The following is a 23520-nucleotide window of genomic DNA, read 5'->3' as shown; positions in this document are numbered from 1 at the left end:
TGATAGAAGATGACACCTTATCAACCAAAACTTTGTAATGAAGTGTCCATGGAGTGGTTGGGTCCGGCTGCTGATATATGACTTTCCTTATGGTTAGTCCTTTCTATCGGCGGCATTGACAATGGGTAGGAAAATCCACTACTTCCTACGTTCTCCCCCTGTTACGTACTTATTTGATAGCATGTGGTTTTATTATGTAGAGCCCCTATCTCGCCCAAGAACTTCTTGTGGCTTCTCTCCTTTTCTCTGTTCCACTCCCTGGTTTTTATACTCTCTCTCTTGTCGTATTCTTTCTTCCCTTTTACAATGGCTATTCTCATTTTAGCCAATCCTCGCTCATTGAAGAATAGTAGTAAAGGCGCTGCTGTATAGCCTGTGCTTTTTATGCTGCCCGCTATTTTGCTTATCTCCTTCTTCCTCAACAGCAGCTTTCTTATCCGAAGTGGTGAGTGATTTTTGTTATGGGACATATTATATTCAGATATGTGCAAATTGTGTACCCACAGCTCCATATTCTTTTCCAAGATATATGCGTCCCCTATATTAACTTTGCGCTGTCTTAGAGATTTAACTTCTGTTCCCTGGAGAACTATTCCTGCGTCGTATTCCTTAAGTACGAAGTAGTTGTACCTCGCCTTCTTGTTTTCAGCTATTACTTCCATAATAAAGTACTACTGAGTCAGCTCAAGATACTCCATTAATTTGCCTATGGTCGTCAATTTTATCTGATGTTTGGAAGAAAACTCAATAATCTCAGGCAACCTTGACATAGTGCCATCTTCATTCATTAGCTCACAGATAACAGCGGCACTACTCTTACCTGCAAGTTTTGCGATCTCTACACTGGCTTCCGTGTGCCCTTTTCTAGCGGCCAACCCTCCTTCGTTAGCTATTATAGGAAATACGTGACCAGGAGTTACGAGCTCATCTGCGCTGCTTCCTTCCCTAACTGCTGCTTTAATGGTGGTGGCCCTATCTCTCGCAGAAACACCTGTTGATATTCCGTATCTTGCATCTATAGATGTGGTAAATGCTGTATGATTTTCTTTGGCATTACTCTTTTTTAGCAGATCTAATCCTAAGCGGTCAGCGTGTTGCTGTAAAATTGCAAGGCAAACTATTCCACTTCCATACCTTATCATCATGTTTATAGCAGACTCACTAACCTTGTCCGCTAACACCACTAAATCCCCTTCATTCTCCCTATCTTCATCATCCAGTAATATAAAAACTTTTCCCTCTGCAGCATCTTTTATAACATCTGCTACAGAAGAAAACTCCCCTTCCTCAGATTCTACACTCATACCCTCACCCTAATGATTTAAACAAATTCTACTTTCACTATATTATAAACTTTGTAGTCACCTCGCGGCGTCCTAAGCTCAACAGTATCACCTTCCTTTTTCCCTAAAAGGGCAAGCACCAGGGGAGATTTTATTGATATCATATTTTTTGATACATCTGCTTCGTATTCACCAACTATCTGATATTTAACAGTACTAGTTGTGTCACTCTGTTCATCGTACACAGTTACAGTAACAGTAGATCCGAACATTACGGTATCTCCGGATAATTCCGATACTTCTATTACTTCAGCCCTAGAGCGCTTAGACTCTAGTTCCATGATTTTACTTTCTACAAGGCCCTGTCTCTCTCTAGCCGCATGATACTCGGCATTCTCAGAGAGATCCCCTAATTCCCTAGCATCGGAAATAGATTTAATTATCTTGGGCCTCTCTTTCTTCAAAGCTTCTAGCTCCGCTTCCAACTTCTGAAATCCCATTCTAGTAATAGGAAACCTAGTTGTTGCATAGTCACTCATCCGTAGCACCCTATTTCATAATACTAAGCTAAAACACAGAGGCAAAATCTCTAATAGCCTTCAGTAATTTCTTCTTTACATCGTCGGTCATATCTACAAACAAACTAGCCATCGTATCTGAATGACGCGAGTTTAGATTCTCCAGCAAAGCCTTCTCAAACCTACATACCTCATTTACAGGTATGCTGTCCAGGCATCCATCCGAACCTGCTAATACCACAGCTATCTGCTCAGATATAGAAAGCGGCGAATACTGCCCTTGCTTCAGTAACTCCATCACCCTCCTACCTCTCTCTAGTACAGACTGAGAATGCGCATCTAAATCTGACCCAAACCTGGCAAAATCCTCTAATTCTCTATACTGAGCAAGAGCCAATTTCATGGAACCTGCAACCTTTTTCACGGACTTAACTTGCGCTGCGGATCCAACCCTCGAGACCGACAGACCAACATTAATAGCCGGCCTAAAACCTTTGTGGAATAACTCAGATTCCAAAAAGATCTGACCATCGGTTATCGAGATAACGTTAGTGGGTATATAAGCAGACACATCACCCGCTTGTGTCTCTATTATAGGTAGCGCCGTTAGAGAGCCTCCACCTTTCTCATCCGATAGCTTGGCAGCCCTCTCTAATAACCTAGAATGAATGTAAAATACGTCACCCGGATAAGCCTCTCTACCAGGAGGACATCTCAACAACAGAGACATTTGTCTATAGGCTGTAGCGTGCTTAGAAAGATCGTCATACACTATCAAGCAATGCATGCCGTTGTCCCTAAAGAACTCACCCATAGCACACGCGGCATATGGAGCTAAATATTGCAGTGGCGCAGGATCAGATGCACCTGCAGATACCACAATAGTATAATCTAGCGCCCCTTCCTCACGTAGCTTATCAACAACCCTGGCAACAGAAGAGTTCTTCTGCCCTACGGCAACATATATGCAGTACACCCTTTCTTTTTCTGGCGCACTTGCCAACCTCTTCTGATTTATTATAGTGTCCAGCGCAATCGCAGTTTTGCCAGTTTTTCTATCTCCTATTATAAGTTCACGCTGCCCACACCCTATAGGAATCAGCATGTCTATAGTCTTTATCCCAGTTTGAAGGGGTTCATACACAGGTCTCCTATCGATAATACCAGGAGCATTTGCCTCTACAGGCATCATCTCTACATTATTCGTAGAGATCTCCCCTTTGCCATCAAGAGGCATTCCTAGAGGATTCACAACTCGGCCCAATAATGCCAGTCCCACTGGCACCTTCATTAGCTGTCCGGTGCACTCAACAGTATCACCTTCCCTGACTCTTCTGTCGTCGAAAACTACTACACTCGCTGTATCTCTCTCCAAACAGGATATGACTCCGTGCACTCCAGAGGAAAACACGACCATTTCTCCGAATCCTGCCTTATCCAGACCATATACAACCGCCACACCGTCCTTCACAGAAACAACGTGTCCGACGCTGCTGACTCTCACAGGACTGTCAAAATTCTCTATCTTTTCCCTAAGAATCTTTAGAATTTCCCCTGAAGACACAATACCCATGCTCTACCTTCCAATCTCACTAGATACTTAAAACTACTTCCCTACTAAAATCATTTAACCTACACAAATGCCCTCTCACAGAGGCATCAATGAAAAAAGAATCCCCTTTAGCTATAAAGCCTCCCAAAACTTCCGGGTCGACACATTTGCTCACAGATCCTGGTTTCCCATACTTTTCTAGTAAAGATAGAATTTTCTTTTCTTCATTCTCAGATAATGGACTCGCAGATATTATCTCAAGATCAAATTCCCCTCGATGCCTCATTAGCAGTAGACGAAACTTTTCAAAAATGTCATGCAGAATAGGGAACTTACCATTGACGATAACCACACATACGAAGTTGGTCAAAGTACGGCCAATAGCGCATGTACTACATACATCACGCCACGCAGCTACTTTTGCATCTTTCGGAACTACAGGACTAGAAAAAAACTCACGCACATCCTTCTCTCTGAAAACACAGAGGATCTCCTCTATTTCCGAAGACACACTAGTGGCTTCATCTAAGACCAAACTCAATAACGCCTGGGCATAACAGTACGCAGCATGCCCACTCCCCTGCAGACTCACAATATTGACAACGAATAGGGAAAAAACGGTCGTATTATCACGTATACCTAATGCTCAGTCAAGTAGTTTACGATTATGGATACCCGTTGCTTTAAAGCCGCACTATCGCGTCGCTTATAATTACAGAAAATCATCTAAAACGAGGACAACAATGTATCCAAATTACGGAATCACAGCACACATAGAATCAAGCCATGAGTCGACATATCCTGCGGATTTGAAATAGCAATAGAGGCACGTTATACACCCAGCACCTATAATCGCGCCCAGAACTTTTATCGCCAAGTAAGACTTTTTAGGTACGCCACTAGCACACCCTGTACTCTGCGAGTTTTCATCCATTTCGAGCTTTAAGGGAAGAAAAATAAAAAACAAAATCCACCATGAAACCACAAATACCAGTACGGCTTCTACTACCATATGTTGCTACTCTACCCACCTTATAGAATCAAAAGCATCGCATTCTTCGCACTCATGCTTCCACTCACGTGCAACACTAAAACATTTTGCACACTCCCATCTCATGTCCGATATAGAGTCCCTTTGCATCCTTTCTACCAGATGTTTAACTTCAGCAATGTCCTCAATACGCAACATTACGTCCAGCATTGTGTAGTAAAGAGCAACATATTTGTACTTATCTAACATGGATCTTAAGTGTTTCTCAGCGGCGTTATACTGTCCCATGTTCACATATTTCTTTGCAGTTAGGTACTCACTGGTATAACTATCCGGACACAGGCTAACTAACCTATCTATTGCCGCATTTTCATCAAGCACTATAGATATGTATAACGCAGCTATCTCAGGATGCGGTTCCTTGACGTAATATTCCTCTAGAACACTCACAGCCCTTTTGCTTTTGTTACACTTTGCATAAAGCTTGGCCTTCCATAGCACCACATGTAAACTTTCACGTACGCCCTCAACGAGATTCAAGCCAGCACGGAAATCACCTTTTTTGTAGTACTCTGCAGCAAGCATGCAAAGCGATATTTCCTCAATGCGATCAATCTCATATGGATGAGAAATCCCACGCTTTCTCAAAAGTCTTAACTGCTTGAGAAGCTCACCCCACTTCCCTTCTATCCTAAGTATTTCCGCTTGGAATATCGCGCCCCACGATCCAAAGCGGAATATCTCGTGCAGTATATTGAATCCCTTTAACCTGCGGCTCTTGTACTTTTCTTTCTCAACAATACGAAATAGCCACATTCCCAGCTCGTCGCCGAACTTTACACCTACCGCTGCAGAGGAAAAATAACTTTCCGCAGCCTCGTATTGTCCCAAATAAAAATAAGCGCATCCCCTAAGTAATGCTAGAGAGCTATTGTCTATGTACTGCAATTTATCAGCAGCTTCTATAGCGCGCGTTGCACCTCCTGTAGTCAACACAGCATACACTCTACTCAACGCTTCATATTGTTTTACTACAGATCTGCTCCTAACCTTATGACAAAATTTAACGAAGAAAACACACACCCTTACGATGAGAATTACCAACAGAATAGCTAAGCACGCACACATGGCGAGGAACATCACGCTGATCTCTGCCGAGTAATCAGCAATTTCAAGCCTTAAAACGAAATCCTCATACCCCTCAACAACAAAGCCGAAAACTACGGCCATTGCCAAAAAAATCGCTAAACAGATAATCATAGGCCCTCGGGGTTCTTATTAACTCGTTCTATCAGCTTGTTATATATGAGAGATATGCATTCTTCTGCCTCCAAAACTTCCTCCAAATCTTGCATCCATGACCTCACTACAGACATGGAACCTTGATCGCTATTCTCGGACAGAAAGCTGCCACTGCTTACCAACCTGTAAGCATCACTCCAGGCACCCTTTCCCACAAGGCTTTCCAATTTTGTAAAATCCTGCCATATCGCGTTGTTTCGGTCCTCAACTGATACCCATTTCGACAGATATTTTGGCATTGCTACACTTTTGTTAAATCGTAGCGCACTCTTTACAGTGTCTAGCTCCTTCCTCAAAGTAGTGTAATTCTTTTCAGTGTCAAAGCTTTCCAAGATCAGCAAGCTGGCATCTATTTCCTGGTCTTTAAGTTCAAGGAGCATGGGTTTCACTGCATAAATAGCATCTTTAGACATCGCACCAAGCGCAAATGCCCTTCTTAAATCACTAACCATGAGCAACAGCCTTGCCAAGCATTCCGTGAGTACGCAGCCATCCTTGTTTACGACTAAGGGTTTGGTGGGTATTAAACCTTTAACTTTATTTACTAGGTGCTCGACCTGATCCACTTTCCCATATAGAGCAGAAATCTTATTTCTAATGTCCCTACCCTCGTTAGCGACCATTTCTGCATTTGAACTCTCAATGTCAGCCAACGACCTAAGTAATTTCTCACCTGTATTCAATGTGAAATACACTGTGCTTCCAACCCACATGGAACAAATACACAAGATGCTTATCCACACACATATATCTCTCTGCATAGACTCACTCATATTTAAGAACATCAACAGGATTTTGACACGCGGCTCTCAATGCCGGAGGCAATGCAGCTACAAATGACATACCTATTGCCACAAGCGCAACTTGTATAACATCACCAGATATCATCCCTACAGATATACCATCCAAGCAATATGCTATTGACTCGAAAAATGCTCCTTTGTCAAACGTCCGTAGAAATACACGTATATTCTCAGCATTTAACGAAAAGGCGACCCCTATAACGCCTCCTATAGCCGTACCTAAAACTCCTATGAACATACCACACATACTAAAGATCCTAATCACCGCGGCCTTGCTAAGTCCCATGGTACGCATTATAGCAATGGCTCTACTCTTCTCTCTGACTAAAACGGACACGCAGGAAACTATATTAAGAGACGCTACAACTACTATTAGTACTAATATGAAAAACATAGCATCGCGCTCGAGCTTCAGCACATGGAAGTACTGCGCCTGCCGCACCTTCCAATCTTCTACGTTCATATTCCATGCCTGTCGCAACGCATCAGCAACATTTGAAGAGTCATTCACATTTTCCAATAGCACCTCAATATAGTCAGCTTCATCTGCTTTGTAATGCAAAAGCATTCTAGACTCCTCGATGGGCATGTATATATATGCACTGTCATGCTCTTGCATGCCCACATTAAAAATCCCTTTTACTCTATACCTTTTTTTTCGCTGCTTTGAATTCATAGCATCAGTGAAACCCGCAGACGAAATGACCACAACTTCATCTCCGCAGTACACACCTAAAGTGTCAGCAAGTCCTGTCCCTATGATGATGCCATCTTCTATATCAAGTACAGAAGTATTGCCGTTAACAATGTACTTCAACAGCTTACCTTCAATTACGGAGCTCTCCATTCCCCTCACTACAGCACCAGTAGTACCAAACTCAGACCTAACAACAATCTGGCTTTCTATTACTGGCGTGGCGCTAACAACTCCGCCTATGCTCTCGGTCTTGGCAACGATATCACGATAATTGGAATTCCCACAATGAATAGAGAGATGCCCACTCATCTGTAAGATGCTATCCAACAACTTCGCAGAGAATCCATTCATGACAGACATAACAGAAATAAGGGTAGCCACTCCTATAGCTACACCAACTATGGAAACTACTGAAGGAATTGAGCACAGGAACTTTCCACCTTTAGATTGCAGATAACGCAAAGATAGCATCAACTCAAAAATCATCAGCACAGCTCCCTACGCACAATGCACAGCGCTTTATATCACGCTTTACTAGAAGTTACAATTTAGTATGAAGACCGTCACGCGTGAGCATATGAACCTGGATTGCACTCTACAAAATACACTCCACACACAAGCAATTTTCTCAATTATTTCACTTAACGCGGAAATACAATCCGGATATCATGGGCCTGCACGTAATTGCGCAAATGCACCAGGAAAAATAAACGTGAAGATATCTCCGTCAAAGCTCAGTGAGTTTTTTGCAAATCCAACTGCCTACAAAAGTGTCCTTCTTTATGGAAATGACCAAAGTCGAATAAACCTGTATTCACAAAAAATCGTATGTGCCCTAAACGCAGATGGAGCATCTTCAATTACGCGAATAGAGTGTCAAAATGGAGATAGAGACCTAGAGCAGTTTTTCCTTAACGCCACTACTGTTCCGATGTTTCACAAAAGGTCTGTAATAGTCTTGTTGGACGCAAAAGACACGCTATGTACTACATTGAAACAAATGATGCAAAACATACATCCCAATCACTGCTATGTAATTTTGCAGGCCCAAGAGCTGACAAAACACTCTACCCTTAAAGTATATTATGAAAACAATGAGCAACTGGCTTCTCTTGGATGTTACAAGGAAAATGACGTAGCACATATAGTACATGAATTCTTAGCAGAACATGACATCACTTGCGATAAGTCTGCGTTTAAAATGCTGTGTTTCTCCCTGCAAAACAGTAACGCCTGCATAGAACCAGAATTGAAAAAACTTTTACTCTATTTAGGCACGGAAAAGGTGCTGCATGAAGACGACATAAGTAGCTCCATGAGCTTGGATCTGGATCCGGCATTGGACGACATATGCAGCGCCGTAGCCGAAGGAGATTTACAGAGCTTTGTAAAGTCCTCTGACATACTGTTCCAGCGAAAAACGTCGCCTATTCTGATAATAAGATCAAGCATGAAGTACTTCATAACCTTGGAATGCCTTATACGAAAAACAAAAACAGGTCTCAGTGTAGATGCGGCAATAAAGTCTATGCGTCCGCCTATATTCTTTAAACTTATACCGCAATTCACAAAGCATACAAAAACTGTCAAATACTCTACAGTCTGTATGATAATTAGATACCTATTCGACCTGGAAGCGCGCCTAAAATTACCTGATACGTCCTCTCAGCAAGAAATCATCTTCAGCCACTTGATGTACGCGCTTATAATGCGTACAAAGTCCAGTGTCGCACAAATTGTCTAGGCACCAGATATTATCTTATGTGCTTCCTGAGCAGATGCTAAGACGGCAAGTTTGCTTACGAAGGCCCAAATGTGTTTTTTGTTGCCCTGAATCTGATGTTCAACATCTATAAACCCGCAGCCCGGCACATTTAGATTTTCGTACTCACTTCTTCTTTTGTTATACCTGTATAGGTAACCTACTATGTCTTGCCCTATGTAGTATAGTAGAGGTTCCGCTACGCTCCCGCTGAAAACTTCATCTGTTGGCACCCCTTCTTGCAGTATCACGCTTTTTATTGGGTTGCCTTCTTTTATACAGCGCATCTTGTTGCGGTCTTTCTTATTCATATTCACCACATCATCTCCACTGCGCACGTTTGTTATACCCATGCCATAGGTGCCATTGTCAGCCTTGATGAACACGTAAGGGTCCTCCTTAATTCCATAAATAAGAAACTTTTCCCTAATTTTAGAAAGTAAATCTTCTACCGCAGATGCAACAACATCTATTCCAACTTTAGATACAAAGTCCACTTCTTTGCAATATGAGAACAATGCTGAAATAAGCCACGGATCTACTCTAAATTCGTTGCAAAATTCACATACAACCTTTTCATACATGTCAAAATATCCGTACTTACTCCTATTGCACCACCCTAAAAATGTTGAAGGAAAAACTTCCTGCTTTAGGGAAGTAAGTATGCCTGGTATTTCACTCGTCAGATCATTGTTTAGAACAACAAAATCCGGCATAAAGCCGTCGACAGTACAAATTTTTCCGTTAGTGCCTTCTAGGGCTTTTACTTCAATACTCGCCCCACTAGAAGCTGTTACAAAGCAATTTTCGTTGATATCACACATTCCTACTTCTGCCTGAAACCCAGCACCACTGAGCGTGTTTGTTAACACTATTACACTATCAACGTACTTCTTGTTTCTTGTGTGGCTTTCTATTATGACCAGCGCCTTACCTCCCACGTATTTAGATAGATTATCACGAAGGAATTTTTCCATTTTTTTCTTCGCGTTCTCACCTAAATTGTTATACCCCGCAGGAAAAAAATTCACGTCTACAGGGACAACCTTATACGACGAACTCCGCATATCTACAGAGGAGCTTAGAACCGCTGTGTATCTGGAAAACTTGTGTTCAAACCACTCCTCTATCAGCGCAGATGAGCAGGCAAGAGTATTTTCCAGTATTTTCATGTAACCCAAACACAATAAGAGAAATCTACAATATCGCTATACTGATGTACTGTCAGTAGCTCATGATAACACATGTGTAGGAATTCTCACAAGACGACTACGCACATATCTCATTATGCGATAAAACAACGCTTCTACAGAGCTTCATCATTTTCCAGAATATAGCTGGCGTGGCCTACATATTTTTACGCCGTGTCCCTCAGATATCATTTCATGCCATTGAGAAACCCAACCGGCAGTACGTCCCAGTGCAAAAATTGTAGTAAACATCCTTATAGGTATTCCCATGGCCCGCAATAGTATCCCGGAATAAAAATCAACGTTGGGATATAACTTACGTTCAATGAAGTACTCATCCTTTAGTGCTATCTCCTCCATAGCAACAGCTATATTCAGCAACTTGTCTTCACACTTTAGCACGCGTAACACTTTGTGACAAATGTCTCTCATCACCTTAGCTCTTGGGTCATAGTTTTTGTAAACCCTATGGCCGAACCCCATAAGCCTTGTACCACTCTTGCCGTCTTTGACCTTGCTTATGAAGCCAGCTATATTTTCTATATCACCGATGGATTCAAGCATATTGATAACTGCCTCATTGGCTCCCCCGTGTGCGGGCCCCCATAACGCAGCTGCACCTGCACTTAAACAAGCAAATAACTCAGCTCCTGTAGAGCCAACCATTCTTACAGTTGATGTAGAAGCATTTTGTTCGTGGTCAGCATGCATTATTAGTATAATTCCAAGGGCTTCGCATATTACTGCAAGGCGCGACTCCTCTATGTCGCCAAACATCATCCTGACAAAATTTTTCGTGTACTCAGCACTCGTATCACCGCGTACGAGACCCAAATTTTCGGTGTGCCTGTATATGTTGGCGATAATACTAGATACCTTCGAAACTGCCATTAGAGCAATATCGGTGGAAGACTGTTGCTTGTTGTTATGGTAGTGCGCTGATAATGCGGCGAAACTTGCTATCAACATAGCCATAGGATGCGAATTAGCGCCAAAAGATCTTATTACGTCCATAACAGTATTAGGTAATTCGCACCACTGACTAAGAGTGCGTATAAACCTATCAATCTCGCTCCCTACAGGACGTATACCGTACAGTAATAGGTACACCACGCTACTGAATCCGCCTTCGATCTCTACAAGTTCTGTAATATCTACACCCCTGTAGCGCAGGATGCCCTCATCCCCATCTATAAAAGTAATTTCCGACTTGCATGCAGCAGTAGACATGAACCCCGGGTCATAGGTCAGAATCCTATGATCCCTATACAAAGAAGTGACATCCACAAAATAAGAACCATCCGTACCATGCAGAACAGGAAGGCTTACTTTGCGGTCATCACACTCTAAAACAGCATCTTTCACCATAACATGACTCGAATATCAAACTACCATACACATTACTCCCACTCTATAGTCGCAGGAGGCTTTGAAGTTATGTCATACATTATTCTATTCACCCCAGGTAAATTTCTGATTATGCTTCCCCCCACTTTTTGCAAGAAAGCAATAAATCTTAACTGCTTATCCTCTTCTTCCCCGAACGGATAACAATTTGCTGTCATGCCATCACGAGATGTTACAGCTCTAAGACAACACACATCACTGTACGTCCTTCCATCACCCATAACACCTACGGTCTTCACTGGTAGTAGCACCGCAAAAGCTTGCCATATGTCATCATAGAATCCGCTTTCCCTAAGCATGTCTATGTAAATACTATCCACTTCCCTAAGGAGAGCAAGTTTATCTTCCGTAACCTCTCCAACAATTCTCACTGCAAGGCCTGGCCCGGGAAAAGGATGTCTGTTAAGTAGAACACTCGGTATACCCAACTCCTTGCCTAGCAATCTAACTTCATCTTTAAATAAACACCGCAGTGGCTCAACCAGCAAAAGATTCATAATCTCTGGCAACCCTCCCACGTTATGATGTGACTTTATCCTCTCTCCTACGCCACCTCCCCCTGATTCTATGACATCAGGATAGATGGTACCCTGCATAAGAAACTTCGCATCACCCACTTTTTTCGCTTCTTTTTCAAAAACTTCAATAAAAGTGTTGCCAATTACCTCTCGCTTCTTCTCGGGATCAACAACGCCCCTCAGCCTACCTAAAAACAAGTTTGAAGCATCGACAAAAGTCACGGGTATATCCAACTTTTTCACGAAGAGGTTCCGCACCTCGTCCTCCTCGCCCTTCCTGAGACAACCAGTGTTCACAAAAATGCATTTTAATCTGTCGCCTATTGCTCTATGTAACAGTATAGATGCGACGGTAGAATCTACGCCCCCACTTATTGCAGCAACAACTGATTCTCCTCCCACTAAGTCTCTTATCTCACTGACTTTAGTTTCCATAAAAGATCCCATAGTCCAGTTTCTTACACAACCTGCTATAGATAGAAAATTATCCAGCAGTTCCTTACCTTCTGATGTGTGAGATACCTCTGGATGAAATTGCATTCCGTAGATCTTCATAGCGTCGTTACAAAAAAGAGCAACAGCTTCCGTATCTTCGCTGCATGCAACTATTTTAAATCCATCAGGCATATCTCCGACAACACTATCGGAGTGGCTCATCCATACATCAACTATCTTGCCTATATCCCAAATCCCCCTAATGATTTCCGAGCTGCTCAAGATTCTAAGTTGCGCCTTTCCAAATTCTCTGGCGCTTCCTGATTCAACAGTTATATTGAAGTAGCGCGCCAGCAGTTGCATTCCGTAGCATATACCCAGCACAGGTATGCCTGCATCCTTATTCAGCTTCATTATATCGAATAAGACAGCAGGAATTTCGCTCAAGCTTGCTACTGAATCTGGCCCCCCAGACAGTATTACTGCATCTATTTTTTCCAAATCAATAGCAGAACGCAAATCCACGTTTGCAGAGAAAACTTCGCTGTATACACCCAGCTCTCTTATCCTCCTCGCAATAAGCTGGGTAACCTGAGAACCAAAGTCAATCACCACTATAGTAGACACCGGTCACCTCCCACAAACAGCAAAATCTAATTTGAATAAACATTCACGGATGTTTAACAATGCAGAGCTTTATGTGAAGTTGCAAGGAATTTAGGGTTCAGCATGTATGGAATTGCAGAATTAGCTGTGTCACCAGTTTATTGCTGGGATTTTGCAACTCAAAAGTTAACTCTTTAGCATTAGAACATCTCCAGATATATGATACACTCTGAGTACGTTAAGCATCAAATATATGCCCTTTGAAGGCCAAATGCCGCTCTAATCTATTCTTTATCATGCGTGCAAAATTATAAATTTATTAACGAATTACACATATTCTTTACATGTTCTTTTAAGAAAACTTTTGGTATCTACTATGAGTATGCAAGATAACAAGCCTAGTAAACGGCCTGGTCAGACTGAGGAAGAATTTCGTCAGTTTCATGCGAAGCCCCGTCAGCCACAGGCTGGACAGATACGCGAAGAAGACGTCCTGCCACATAAGCCAGAAGCTGCGCACATACGTCAGCGCGATGCTAAGCCTCAACCAGAAGCTGGGCAGATCCATCGGAAGGAGATACACGAGTTCAGGCCAGCTGAAGCTAAACAGGACGAGAGAATACGTCAGAGTGATGTTCAGCCTAAGCCGGAGGCTGCACACATACGTCGGCCCAAGGTGCAACCTCAGCCAGAAGCTGGGCAGATCCGCAAACAAGAAATACACAGGTTCAAGCCAGCTGATGCTGCGCCACAAGATAAGCAGCAGATACACCAACGCGGTGCAGAGCCTCGCCAACAACAAAATAACAAGCTCAATGATCCTGCTGACCAAGTAGTATTGTCTGCTGACGAAGTAGAGCGTATTATCAACTATGTGGAACAGGAATACGGTGCTGAAGTGTCCTCAGAGGTGAAGAAAGTGGTACGCGAAGAAATTTCGTCTGCCGTTCCAGAGCTTACACGTGTATTGCTTCCACTTTTCACAGCAAATGAGGAGGGCAATGATGCGCCTAGCTCCGAAGAAATACAACAGGAATGTGTAAAGGCATTCTTGCACATTATGGTACCTCACATGCAAAGGATAGTACGTTCGGTACAGTAATCCCCGTATATTCTGTTATTTTGTGCCAGTTTTTGAAACACACAAGTGCCCATAGCCTTATGTGTACCCCCACGGTGGAGTCGGGTATGTAGTGAGCATATGCTGCTGCCCGACACCACCATCTGGTGTTGTGGGTTACTGCCTACAGTAGTATTGTTGTGCATCTGTGTACGCCAATTGCGTTGACACTAGCATCTCAATGTTGTAAACGAAGTCCACTCGTGGGATTTTTTTTATAGGGTGCTGTATGCCTGTAAAGGTTTTGATGCCTGCTCTCTCTCCTACCATGAAGAGCGGCGCTGTCACAAAATGGCTGAAGAAAGAGGGAGATAAGGTAGAAACCGGTGACATTATCGCAGAGATAGAGACCGACAAGGCTATAATGGAGTTCGAATACTCTGACGAGTGCGGGGTTTTATACAAGATATTAGAGGCAGAAGGCTCGAGTAATGTACCTGTAAACAAGCTCATAGCGATAGTGCAGGTGGGTAACGAGGCTGTTAATTTACATGAACTCCTAGAAACATCTGATGACACCACGCAAGCACCGAGTGTAGCCTCCACGAGTGCTAGTCCTGTAGAAGGTAATCAGGTTCCAGCGCCTGCAAGCAGTGGAGCTGCCGTTCCTGTTGATGCTGCATTACCCCATGTAGCAGAAGGTAGTAGAGTCAAAGCTAGTCCTCTGGCTAAGAAACTAGCAGCAAGCTTGTCTGTAGACATAAGCAACATAAAGGGCTCTGGTCCGGGAGGACGCGTTGTAAAAGTGGATGTTTTATCCGCAACATCATCAGCAAGTAATAGTAATATCAGTAGTGGCACTGAAACATTTGTGGAAATAAGCAGCATGCGCAGGGTAATTGCTGAAAGACTCATGCAATCCAAGCGCGACGTGCCTCACTTTTACCTTGCTGTAGACTGCATGGTAGGCGAGCTTCTGGCAACTAGGGCTAAACTGAACAGTGGCTTAGAAAGCTTGGGTGTAAAGGTCACAGTGAACGACTTAATAATTAAAGCCGTAGCTCTTTCTATGCGAGACTTTCCTGAAATTAATTCTTCATGGTGTGAAGATAAAATATTGGTTCACCGTGATGTAGACGTATCGTTTGCAGTATCCATAGACGATGGGTTAATCACCCCTGTGGTGCGTTCTGCAGACAAGGTGCCGCTTTCAGAGCTCTGCGTCATAACGAAAACTCTTGCAACAAAGGCGAAAGAACGTAGCTTAAAGCCCCATGAATTCCAAGGTGGGGGTATTACCGTATCAAACTTGGGTATGTTCGGTATAAAAGAATTCTACGCTATAATAAATCCTCCACAGTCTTGTATAGTGTCTGTTGGTGCATCTGAGAAGCGCGCTGTTGTTATTGATGGCAGCGTTGTACCTGCAGATGTTATGACCACTACGCTGTCTGTAGACCACAGGATTGTAGATGGAGTACTTGCTGCAAAGTTCTTAAATAGGCTAAAGTTCTACATAGAAAATCCGCTTCCAATGATGGCTAGGTAATTATCACGGGTGGTTTTGCGCGGACCGAAACTGCAGCATCTCGACATTTCTCTCCTTAAACTCTTGCGGAAGTCCAAATCAGATGATATTTCATTTGAAATTGATGCTCTCTCCCTTATAATTGGGATATTAAGTGGTTCGTTCATCTCTTTCTTCGTGGGTTTTATGCGTATAAGCGAGCGTGTTCGGCGTGTTCTCAGCTACTATGATAGCGAGTCCCCGGCTGTACTGACAAATATTGCTAGGATGCTCATGCATGGTAGCCTTGCTGGAACAGGTAAACTACTTATTTTACCTGTAGATCAGGGATTTGAGCATGGCCCCACAAAGAGTTTCGAATCGAATCCTTCCGCTTATGATCCTTGTTACCACTACGAACTTGCACTAAACTGCGGGTTTAGTGCCTACGCTGCACATGTGGGAAATTTAGAGTGTGGGGCAAGGGAGTATGCAGGTAGTATTCCTACCATATTGAAACTTAATGGATCTACTGCTCTTCACCCCAAAGCAAGTACACCCAACCAAGCCGTTACCGCATCTGTGAAGGATGCTTTATATTTGGGATGCGTGGCCGTGGGATTTACCATTTACCCGGGCTCGGGTGAGTTCTTGTCGATGGTTAGGGAAGCACGGGAGCTTGTTAGGGAGGCTAAGTCCTATGGGTTAGCTTCTGTTATTTGGTCATACCCTAGGGGTGGTGATCTGTCAAAAGAAGGTGAGACTGCAGTAGATGTTGTTGCGTATGCGGCATATATAGCGGCCTCCATAGGGGCGAATGTGATAAAAGTAAAATTACCCACAGCTAATGTAGAGCGCGATGCTACTAAGTGTGATGTATCTTCTTTGTCGCAGCGCGTTTCCTACGTCAAAAAGTCCTGTTTTGCGGGCAGGCGGATAGTAGTATTTTCTGGAGGCAGTGTAAAAACTGATTCTGAATTGCTTGATGAGATTTTAGCTATCAAATCTGGGGGAGGTGATGGGTCTATCATCGGCAGAAACTCCTTCCAACGAGAGGCTGCGAGTGCTTCTTCCCTTATGGCGAAAATCTCCGAGATTTATGCCGCAGCGTGAGTACTCTTTCTGATATGGCTGGGTGGCAGAGTGGTTTATGCAGAGGACTGCAAATCCTTTTATACCGGTTCGATTCCGGTCCCGGCCTCGTTTCTTTCTAAGTCGCTTAAAGCATGCACTAGCCGTTTGCTTGCGTATGCTGCTCGCGTTCCTTTGTGAGCTCTTTTTCAAGACTTTTAACGAATGGCACAGTGGATATAAAAATCGAGGAGTATGTACCCACCACGATTCCGCAAAACACAATAATACCGATATTTCTTACCGCTCCATCACATAGTATGATCAGCGGAAGAGCCGCTATTAAGGTAGTACCGGAAGTCAATAAAGTTCTAGAGAGAGTGGTATTTATTCCAGCATTTACCACAAAAGGTACTCCCTTGTGTATGTCACTTTTCATCAATTCACGTACTCTATCGTATATAACCACAGAGTCATTCACCGAATACCCAATTATCATGAGAATCCCTGCCATGGCTGGAAGACTGAATTCCAACCCCGTAACACTGATCATGCCCATAGTTATAATGATATCGTGTAAGAGAGCAAGTACCCCTCCCATAGCAAACTGCCATCTGAACCTGATACACAAATATGCGAACATGCACAACAATGCGCAACAAACCGCTATCACAGCTTCTTTGATCTGCTCAACGCCAACTTGTGCTCCCACATAATCTAGTTTGTTGTATGTCACCTCTCCAAGAGTATTGAGTGCAGCCTTTACTCTATCTACAGAATGATGCTTATCAGGTCCTGTATCTCCCCTAAAAGTGAGCATGTACTCACCTTTTGTGTTATTGCCCTTAAAACTTTGCACCGACATGCCACTTAATCCGGCATTTAAGAGTGCTGATTTAACGCTTCCGTCGTCAATATTTTCACCATGTATCGAAAAATCAATAACTATTCCACCAGTAAAATCCGTGCCTACTTCTAGGCCATGAAATACCATCGTAATTATCGAACAAATCACGAGTACAATGCTGCTGACAAGAGCGTGCTTGCCATATCTGACAAAATTGAAATCTATATCATCAGGAACAAAGCGCACCATCGAGTACCATAATCCTACAAATTTTTAGAGGCGCCCCAGTTTATGAGATTCTCCATCTATCTACAAGAAAATTCCCCCAAAGTATGATATGTATACCCATTGTGGCATATAGCACTATCACACACCAATATGGGGCTTAGAAATTTTTTTCTTAGAGTGAAGGAGTCTCGTATCGCATTGAAGCACTCAAAAAATGCAGTTGGATATGCGGGGGAGCTCATTGCAATACTGATTCTCAAAGTAAAATTACAAAAAATCCTCTACCATAGATATAAAACCTATGTAGGAGAAATAGACATAATATCTCTAAGGGGTAAATCTCTTTTTTTCACGGAAGTCAAAACCAGTATATCCAGGCGTTGCTACGCAGATATTCCATTAAGTTCAAAACAACGTGCTTCTATCTTGAGAACCGCTAAACTTTTTGTTTTTAGAAATCCTAGGTTCAGGGATCATGAAATAAGCTTTCAAATATGTAGGATATCGCTTCACACAGGAATTATCTGGATAAAAAACGCATGGCAGGATAGCAGGTGGTGATTAATTCACTACTGAAAAAGAAACTTTCTCAAACACCGCTTTCAGGCTACTAACTAGATGGGATATCATCTCATCTGTGTGACACGGGGTAGGTGGCGATAACTCACTATTGTGGTAATACTTTGTTCGCGTTCAGCTTATTAAAGTACGCATAGCTCTTTCCACCAGGGAAAGAAACTTTCTCAAACACCGCTTTCAGGCTACTAACTAGATGGGATATCATCTCATCTGTGTGACACGGGGTAGGCGTGATCCTCAGTCTTTCTGTTCCCCTAGAAACTGTCGGATGATTTATAGACTGAATATAGATCTTATATTCCCTTAACAGCAGGGAAGATATCTCCTTGCACATGGCAGCATCCCCTATAATTATGGGAATTATATGTGTGTCAGTATGAAGAAATTCAATTCCGGCTTTTGTCATACTATCCTTGACCTTCTTCACAACAAGCCTGTGCTTTTCTCTTTCTACATTGCTATTTTTGAGATGCTCAACACTTGCCCTGGCAGAAGCTGCTATCAGCGGTGATATCGCAGTAGTAAATATGAATCCAGGTGCAAAACTTCGCACAACGTCCACCAAACTCTTGGATCCAGCAATGTATCCCCCCATAACTCCAAAAGCTTTTGATAGCGTTCCCTGGATTACGGAAATTCTATCAGTTAACCCCTCACGCTCAGATATGCCTCCTCCACGAGGCCCATACAAGCCCACCGCATGGACTTCGTCCAGGTAGGTAACAGCGTTGTATTTATCGGCAAGGTCACATATCTCCTTGATAGGGGCAATATCGCCATCCATGGAGTATAATGACTCAAAGACTATCATCTTCGGGCCGGGTCCCGCTTTTATTAACAAGGATTCAAGGTGATTGACGTCGTTATGTCTAAAAATGTGTTTGGCCCTATTACCAGAGCGTATGCCTTCTATCATGGAACTATGATTCATCTCATCTGAGAAAACAACCACATCCGGAATCATGGAAAGAATAGTGCTTATACTAGTTTGGTTAGCAACATATCCACACACGAAGGTCAAAGCCGCGGGTTTATTGTGAAGGTCAGCAAGCGAATGCTCGAGCCGTATAACCTCTTCAGTAGTGCCTGAGATATTCCTCGTGCCACCTGCACCTATACTAACATCAAGGTTTTTTGCAGCAGACATAACGCTTTCATTCTGGCTCATGCCCAGGTAGTCATTACTGCACCACAGAGTTACTACATTGCCTGTCTGGCACTCCACAGCATGAGGAAAGTCTCCTGGGATACGCCTAAATCCCGTAAATTCCCTGTATCTACCATCCTCTTTAATATCCCTTATTTTCTCAGAGAAAACTTTCTCGTAATCTATCATAGTTAGAGCTAGAATCAATATAGACAAATCCCCAACGCGCGCCGCGCTAAGGTTATAGACACGCAAATCAGAAGTGCCTCATGATACCATACTCTGGTACGTAGATGCAAATTACTTTCAACTTCTCAAAACTATTTTTGCGCGCCGTTTCTTTCCACAGAATATAGTCATGAATCCAGATTCATTAAAATCTTTGTGGGATATAACCATGTTTTCATCTTCTACTACCGCGCCATTTACCTTACACCCTCTACCCCTTATCAATCTCCTTCCGGCACCTATGCTTTCTTGCAATCCCATAACATGCAAAAGCTCCGATATACTGATACCTCGCTGTAGTAACTCTTTGTCACACATAATGCTCTTAAGAAGAGAATCATCTCCTAGTTCAAACACATTACTCATGCGTTGCGTGATTTCTTGCGCAATTTCCTCTCCATGACATACTCTTACGGCTTCTGTCGCAAGTATCTTCTTCGCTTCATTGATATCTTCGTCCTTCAATGCTTCCAATTTTTCAATCTCATCTATAGAAAGCTCTGTAAACAACCTCAATAAGCGGCCAACATCTTCGTCTGGAACGTTGCGAAAGTACTGCCAATAATCTTCAGGACTCAATAATTCACCATCTAGCCAGACGGCACCCTTATCGGTTTTGCCCATCTTCGCACCGGTGCTAGTGAGCAACAGATTCGTTGTTAATCCGTACAGTTGGGGGCATCCCATTTTTCGAGCGAGGTCTATACCATTTACAATATTACCCCACTGATCAGATCCGCCTATTTGCAAAACACACCCATACCTCTTATACAATTCTACAAAATCGTACGACTGCAACAGTACATAATTAAATTCTAAAAAACTAAGGTTCTGCTCCCTACTAAGGCGGCTCTTAACACTGTCTAGACCCAGCATAGCACCCACTGCAAATTTGCTACCCACCTCACGCAAGAAATCTAGGTACTTCAGTTCACCTAGCCATTCAACGTTGTCCACAATATGTACTTTATCGTCAGATGAGAAAAATTTGCTTATTACCTTTAGGATCCCTTTTTTATTTAAATCTATATCAGCATCTGAGATTACGGCCCTAGTTTTCTCCTTACCAGATGGATCACCAACCTTTGTTGTTGCCCCTCCGAGCAGTACTATTGGCTTGTGTCCATGCTTTATCAGGTATCTGAGAACCATAATCTGCACAAGACTACCAATGTGCAGGCTGGCAGCTGTACAATCAAACCCTATATATGCAACAACACGCTCAGAAGCCATGAGATTATCCAGCGCTTCAGGATCCGTGCAATTGCTCAAATACCCTCTAGCGGATAAGGCCCCAAGAAAATCGGATCTAAATCGCATGCATCTTGTACACAACCTAAAGTGGTCCCGGCGCGGATCGAACGCGCGGCACGGTGATTAAAAGCCACCTGCTCTACCACTGAGCTACAGGACCCCTACCACGAACACAGTTCGCATCGTAACCCTTTTATACACAAAAGTCCAGAAAAGTCCCCTCTCTGTCACTGAAATATGTTCTAGTAAGCACTTTTTCAAAGTACTACTTCCTGTTGCCTGACTGTAAGAAATTTGTTAGCATTGAGCGGTTCGTTGTTAATACTTCTTTCGGGATCCTTTTATGTTCCTATTTACAAAAGACTTACTAGACTACGTGGAAAAAAATAATGTGAAGTTCATAGATTGGAGGTTCACTGATCTGGTGGGGCGGTGGCATCATGTCTCGCACAGTACCCACTCTCTTGATCCTGGAATTTTTTCATCTGGTGTTCCCTTCGATAGTTCTTCTGTCCCCGGGTGGCAGCCTATAGAGGCTTCTGATATGCTTCTGATGCCGGACATTAGTACTGCATTTCTAGATCCTTTCTTCGCGCAGTCAACTTTGGTAGTGCTTTGCAATGTTGTGTCTCCGTATTGCACGTCTGACTATTCTCGCGATCCCAGACACACTGCACGCAAGGCCCACCAGTATATGCTTTCCACAGCTTTAGCTGATAAGTGTTTCTTTGGTCCTGAGGTGGAATTTTTCGTATTCGACGATGTGCGTTTTGATGTAAGTTCGCATGAAGCACATTACAGAGTGCGTACCCAAGAGTCTCATCACAAGGGGCATGGCAGATTCAGCATGAACCATGGGTATGAATTACCTTTAAAGGGTGGGTATATGAAAATGCCTCCCGTTGACTCTTTGCATGATGTGAGAGCTGAGATGCTTTCCATGTTGCAAGAAGTAGGGGTAAGGCCTCTGTTACACCACCACGAGGTTGCTTCTTCTCAATGTGAGGTAGGAATTCATCACGATGAACTTGTGGTGTGCGCAGATAACGTACAAAAGTGTAAGTACGTTTTGAGAAATGTGGCGAGCTCTTACGGTAAGAGTTTAACATTTATGCCGAAACCAGTGCTGAACAGCAATGGAAGCGGAATGCACTGCCATCAGTCTCTGTGGAAAAATGGCCGCAACATATTTGCGAATGACGGCGGAGCAGGCCTCTCAGAGACCTGTCTACACTACATAGGTGGTATCATAGCGCATGGAAGGGCTTTAAATGCTTTTACCAATCCATCAACTAACAGCTACAAAAGGCTGGTACCTCGTTTTGAGGCTCCGGTATGGTTGGCTTATTCGCATCACAACAGGTCTGCTGCTGTGCGGATCCCATATGTGCCTAATGACAACGCGTGTGCAAAGCGTATAGAGGCTAGATTCCCTGACGCGCTTGCTAATCCATATCTGTGCTTTGCAGCACAGTTAATGGCTGGGTTAGACGGCATAAAGCGAAAGCTGGACCCAGTTGAAGTTGGTGGAAAATCTCTCTACAACTTGAGCGATGAGGAAAGTAAGCATTTGGTCCCTGTTTGTGCTGGACTGGGTGAAGCACTTGATGCTCTAGAGGGGGATAGAGATTTTCTTCTCGAGGGAGGGGTATTCACCGACGATGTGATAGATGCGTACATTAAATTAAAGCGGGCAGAACTCAGGGATTTGGAAATTACACCTCATCCTGTAGAATTCTTGCACTACTATTCGCTGTAGTATGCAGGGTAATTAGGCCTTTCGTGTACACACCCATCTTGGTGTGTTGTTGCGGATTGGCGCGTCCTTCAGAAATGTTTTTGCTGGTTTATGTAGTGTAATCATGCCAAGTTCTCCTTCTTTTCGTTATGCGTTGAGTGACTTGCAGACCCTGGTGTCGGATGAGCTTCAACAGATGCACAATCTTTTTCAGGATGCCAGCTGCAATAGCATTTCTCACATAGCCACTATAATCAACCATCTTGTTTTGGCAGGCGGAAAACGAATAAGGCCCTTGCTGCTGCTTTCGTGCTGTAAAATGTTGGGATGCGAAGATGCTAGAAGAATCAAAGTAGCTTCTGCTATAGAGTTCATACACTGCGCCACTTTGTTACATGACGATGTTGTGGATGAAAGTATTTTTAGGAGAGGGGTGAAAACCTCAAACGCAATATGGGGCAACAAAACGAGCATTTTAGTGGGAGATTTTCTTCTGGCTGTGGCATTCCAGTGGGTTGTAGCTTGCGGTAGTTTGCCAATAGTATCCGTGCTTTCAGATGCGTCGAGTACAATGATTACCGGGGAAGTGCAGCAGCTGGTTTACAGTAAAGACCCTAACATCACACTGAGTAAATACTTGGAGATAATATCCGCCAAAACTGCCGCCCTCTTTTCTGCTGCATGCGAATCTTCTGCCATTCTCCACGATGCATCAGATGCGTACAGGCACGCCTTAAAACACTTTGGGTATAATTTCGGCATGGCATTTCAGATTTTGGACGACATTCTAGATTACA

At 43.2% G+C, this 23520-nt stretch carries 22 protein-coding genes and 2 tRNA genes; 8 read left to right on the top strand and 16 right to left on the bottom strand.

The window, feature by feature from the left end:
• Positions 1–161: 161 nt before the first annotated feature.
• The 9 genes from smpB to R4I06_RS01995 form a co-directional block, all read right to left on the bottom strand.
• On the bottom strand, positions 162–662 hold the full coding sequence (smpB, locus tag R4I06_RS02035; RefSeq protein WP_334413846.1) for an SsrA-binding protein SmpB: 501 nt from the start codon (positions 660–662) through the stop codon (positions 162–164).
• A gap of 9 nt (positions 663–671) precedes the next feature.
• Positions 672–1304, bottom strand: a complete 633-nt coding sequence (ribB, locus tag R4I06_RS02030) for a 3,4-dihydroxy-2-butanone-4-phosphate synthase (RefSeq protein ID WP_334413844.1) — start codon at positions 1302–1304, stop codon at positions 672–674.
• Positions 1305–1321: 17 nt separating this feature from the next.
• Positions 1322–1822, bottom strand: a complete 501-nt coding sequence (gene greA / locus R4I06_RS02025; protein ID WP_334413843.1) for a transcription elongation factor GreA — start codon at positions 1820–1822, stop codon at positions 1322–1324.
• Positions 1823–1850: 28 nt separating this feature from the next.
• The gene (gene atpA, locus R4I06_RS02020) at positions 1851–3374 is read right to left on the bottom strand and encodes a F0F1 ATP synthase subunit alpha (RefSeq protein WP_334413842.1); all 1524 of its coding nucleotides are present in this window, start codon (positions 3372–3374) and stop codon (positions 1851–1853) included.
• A 19-nt stretch (positions 3375–3393) separates the two neighbouring features.
• Positions 3394–3945: an ATP synthase F1 subunit delta gene (gene atpH, locus R4I06_RS02015; RefSeq protein WP_334413841.1), complete on the bottom strand. Its 552-nt coding sequence runs from the start codon at positions 3943–3945 to the stop codon at positions 3394–3396.
• 162 nt (positions 3946–4107) lie between these two features.
• Positions 4108–4365, bottom strand: coding sequence for a DUF1467 family protein (locus R4I06_RS02010; protein WP_334413839.1), 258 nt, complete (start codon positions 4363–4365; stop codon positions 4108–4110).
• Positions 4366–4371: 6 nt separating this feature from the next.
• Positions 4372–5574 carry a hypothetical protein gene (locus tag R4I06_RS02005; RefSeq protein ID WP_334413838.1) on the bottom strand — a complete coding sequence of 401 codons (1203 nt, stop codon included), beginning with the start codon at positions 5572–5574 and terminating at the stop codon, positions 4372–4374.
• Between the two features lie 26 nt (positions 5575–5600).
• Positions 5601–6341 carry a DUF3631 domain-containing protein gene (locus R4I06_RS02000; protein WP_334413836.1) on the bottom strand — a complete coding sequence of 247 codons (741 nt, stop codon included), beginning with the start codon at positions 6339–6341 and terminating at the stop codon, positions 5601–5603.
• Between the two features lie 70 nt (positions 6342–6411).
• On the bottom strand, positions 6412–7632 hold the full coding sequence (locus R4I06_RS01995) for an ABC transporter permease (protein ID WP_334413848.1): 1221 nt from the start codon (positions 7630–7632) through the stop codon (positions 6412–6414).
• 67 nt (positions 7633–7699) lie between these two features.
• On the opposite strand from R4I06_RS01995, the gene holA reads away from it, so the two are divergent.
• On the top strand, positions 7700–8890 hold the full coding sequence (gene holA / locus R4I06_RS01990; protein ID WP_334413835.1) for a DNA polymerase III subunit delta: 1191 nt from the start codon (positions 7700–7702) through the stop codon (positions 8888–8890).
• On the opposite strand, the gene gshA is transcribed toward holA, so the two are convergent.
• The 3 genes from gshA to guaA all read right to left on the bottom strand — a co-directional run bounded on the left by gshA (position 8887) and on the right by guaA (position 13085).
• The gene (gene gshA / locus R4I06_RS01985) at positions 8887–10080 is read right to left on the bottom strand and encodes a glutamate--cysteine ligase (RefSeq protein ID WP_334413834.1); all 1194 of its coding nucleotides are present in this window, start codon (positions 10078–10080) and stop codon (positions 8887–8889) included. The genes holA and gshA overlap by 4 nt on opposite strands.
• Positions 10081–10227: 147 nt before the next feature.
• Positions 10228–11466, bottom strand: coding sequence for a citrate synthase (locus tag R4I06_RS01980; protein ID WP_334413833.1), 1239 nt, complete (start codon positions 11464–11466; stop codon positions 10228–10230).
• 32 nt (positions 11467–11498) lie between these two features.
• Entirely contained in the window at positions 11499–13085 is a 1587-nt protein-coding gene (guaA, locus tag R4I06_RS01975) for a glutamine-hydrolyzing GMP synthase (protein ID WP_334413832.1), read from the bottom strand.
• Positions 13086–13440: 355 nt separating this feature from the next.
• On the opposite strand from guaA, the gene R4I06_RS01970 reads away from it, so the two are divergent.
• From R4I06_RS01970 to R4I06_RS01955, 4 genes are all read left to right on the top strand, one after another.
• Positions 13441–14166, top strand: coding sequence for a hypothetical protein (locus R4I06_RS01970; RefSeq protein WP_334413831.1), 726 nt, complete (start codon positions 13441–13443; stop codon positions 14164–14166).
• A gap of 247 nt (positions 14167–14413) precedes the next feature.
• Positions 14414–15673 carry a pyruvate dehydrogenase complex dihydrolipoamide acetyltransferase gene (locus R4I06_RS01965; RefSeq protein WP_334413830.1) on the top strand — a complete coding sequence of 420 codons (1260 nt, stop codon included), beginning with the start codon at positions 14414–14416 and terminating at the stop codon, positions 15671–15673.
• Positions 15674–15838: 165 nt separating this feature from the next.
• Positions 15839–16744, top strand: coding sequence for a class I fructose-bisphosphate aldolase (locus tag R4I06_RS01960; protein ID WP_334413847.1), 906 nt, complete (start codon positions 15839–15841; stop codon positions 16742–16744).
• 16 nt (positions 16745–16760) lie between these two features.
• A tRNA-Cys gene (locus R4I06_RS01955) sits at positions 16761–16832 on the top strand.
• Between the two features lie 30 nt (positions 16833–16862).
• Here the strand turns inward: R4I06_RS01955 and secF are convergent.
• On the bottom strand, positions 16863–17798 hold the full coding sequence (gene secF / locus R4I06_RS01950) for a protein translocase subunit SecF (protein WP_334413829.1): 936 nt from the start codon (positions 17796–17798) through the stop codon (positions 16863–16865).
• Between the two features lie 129 nt (positions 17799–17927).
• Between secF and R4I06_RS01945 the strand changes: the two genes are divergently transcribed.
• Positions 17928–18338 (top strand): YraN family protein, encoded by a 411-nt coding sequence (locus R4I06_RS01945; protein WP_334413828.1) that lies wholly within the window; start codon positions 17928–17930, stop codon positions 18336–18338.
• 106 nt (positions 18339–18444) lie between these two features.
• Here R4I06_RS01945 and hemA read toward each other — a convergent pair whose 3' ends face one another.
• The 3 genes from hemA to R4I06_RS01930 form a co-directional block, all read right to left on the bottom strand.
• Complete coding sequence (gene hemA / locus R4I06_RS01940; RefSeq protein WP_334413827.1) at positions 18445–19692, bottom strand: 5-aminolevulinate synthase; 1248 nt, start codon at positions 19690–19692, stop codon at positions 18445–18447.
• A gap of 117 nt (positions 19693–19809) precedes the next feature.
• A complete protein-coding gene (gene tyrS / locus R4I06_RS01935) occupies positions 19810–21051 on the bottom strand; it encodes a tyrosine--tRNA ligase (protein WP_334413826.1) in 1242 nt (413 codons plus the stop codon).
• Between the two features lie 22 nt (positions 21052–21073).
• Positions 21074–21145 (bottom strand) — tRNA-Lys (locus tag R4I06_RS01930).
• Positions 21146–21328: 183 nt separating this feature from the next.
• On the opposite strand from R4I06_RS01930, the gene glnA reads away from it, so the two are divergent.
• Together glnA and R4I06_RS01920 are read left to right on the top strand one after the other, a co-directional pair.
• Positions 21329–22744 (top strand): type I glutamate--ammonia ligase, encoded by a 1416-nt coding sequence (gene glnA / locus R4I06_RS01925; RefSeq protein WP_334413825.1) that lies wholly within the window; start codon positions 21329–21331, stop codon positions 22742–22744.
• Between the two features lie 103 nt (positions 22745–22847).
• The coding region (locus tag R4I06_RS01920) for a polyprenyl synthetase family protein (protein WP_334413824.1) at positions 22848–23520 on the top strand (673 nt) is incomplete at its 3' end.

The organism is Anaplasma bovis (assembly GCF_036903315.1).
Classification (GTDB): domain Bacteria; phylum Pseudomonadota; class Alphaproteobacteria; order Rickettsiales; family Anaplasmataceae; genus Anaplasma; species Anaplasma bovis.
The sequence above is the reverse complement of the archived record's forward strand: the minus strand, read 5'-3'. Positions and strand labels throughout refer to the sequence as shown.

Excerpts from the sequence above, each read along its gene's own strand:
- smpB (WP_334413846.1), bottom strand. The coding sequence starts at position 662 with ATGGAAGTAATAGCTGAAAACAAGAAGGCGAGGTACAACTACTTCGTA.
- ribB (WP_334413844.1), bottom strand. The coding sequence starts at position 1,304 with ATGAGTGTAGAATCTGAGGAAGGGGAGTTTTCTTCTGTAGCAGATGTT.
- greA (WP_334413843.1), bottom strand. The coding sequence starts at position 1,822 with ATGAGTGACTATGCAACAACTAGGTTTCCTATTACTAGAATGGGATTT.
- atpA (WP_334413842.1), bottom strand. The coding sequence starts at position 3,374 with ATGGGTATTGTGTCTTCAGGGGAAATTCTAAAGATTCTTAGGGAAAAG.
- R4I06_RS02010 (WP_334413839.1), bottom strand. The coding sequence starts at position 4,365 with ATGGTAGTAGAAGCCGTACTGGTATTTGTGGTTTCATGGTGGATTTTG.
- R4I06_RS02005 (WP_334413838.1), bottom strand. The coding sequence starts at position 5,574 with ATGGCCGTAGTTTTCGGCTTTGTTGTTGAGGGGTATGAGGATTTCGTT.
- R4I06_RS01995 (WP_334413848.1), bottom strand. The coding sequence starts at position 7,632 with ATGATTTTTGAGTTGATGCTATCTTTGCGTTATCTGCAATCTAAAGGT.
- holA (WP_334413835.1), top strand. The coding sequence starts at position 7,700 with ATGAAGACCGTCACGCGTGAGCATATGAACCTGGATTGCACTCTACAA.
- gshA (WP_334413834.1), bottom strand. The coding sequence starts at position 10,080 with ATGAAAATACTGGAAAATACTCTTGCCTGCTCATCTGCGCTGATAGAG.
- R4I06_RS01980 (WP_334413833.1), bottom strand. The coding sequence starts at position 11,466 with ATGGTGAAAGATGCTGTTTTAGAGTGTGATGACCGCAAAGTAAGCCTT.
- R4I06_RS01970 (WP_334413831.1), top strand. The coding sequence starts at position 13,441 with ATGAGTATGCAAGATAACAAGCCTAGTAAACGGCCTGGTCAGACTGAG.
- R4I06_RS01965 (WP_334413830.1), top strand. The coding sequence starts at position 14,414 with ATGCCTGTAAAGGTTTTGATGCCTGCTCTCTCTCCTACCATGAAGAGC.
- R4I06_RS01960 (WP_334413847.1), top strand. The coding sequence starts at position 15,839 with ATGCGTATAAGCGAGCGTGTTCGGCGTGTTCTCAGCTACTATGATAGC.
- secF (WP_334413829.1), bottom strand. The coding sequence starts at position 17,798 with ATGGTGCGCTTTGTTCCTGATGATATAGATTTCAATTTTGTCAGATAT.
- R4I06_RS01945 (WP_334413828.1), top strand. The coding sequence starts at position 17,928 with ATGGGGCTTAGAAATTTTTTTCTTAGAGTGAAGGAGTCTCGTATCGCA.
- hemA (WP_334413827.1), bottom strand. The coding sequence starts at position 19,692 with ATGATAGATTACGAGAAAGTTTTCTCTGAGAAAATAAGGGATATTAAA.
- tyrS (WP_334413826.1), bottom strand. The coding sequence starts at position 21,051 with ATGCGATTTAGATCCGATTTTCTTGGGGCCTTATCCGCTAGAGGGTAT.
- glnA (WP_334413825.1), top strand. The coding sequence starts at position 21,329 with ATGTTCCTATTTACAAAAGACTTACTAGACTACGTGGAAAAAAATAAT.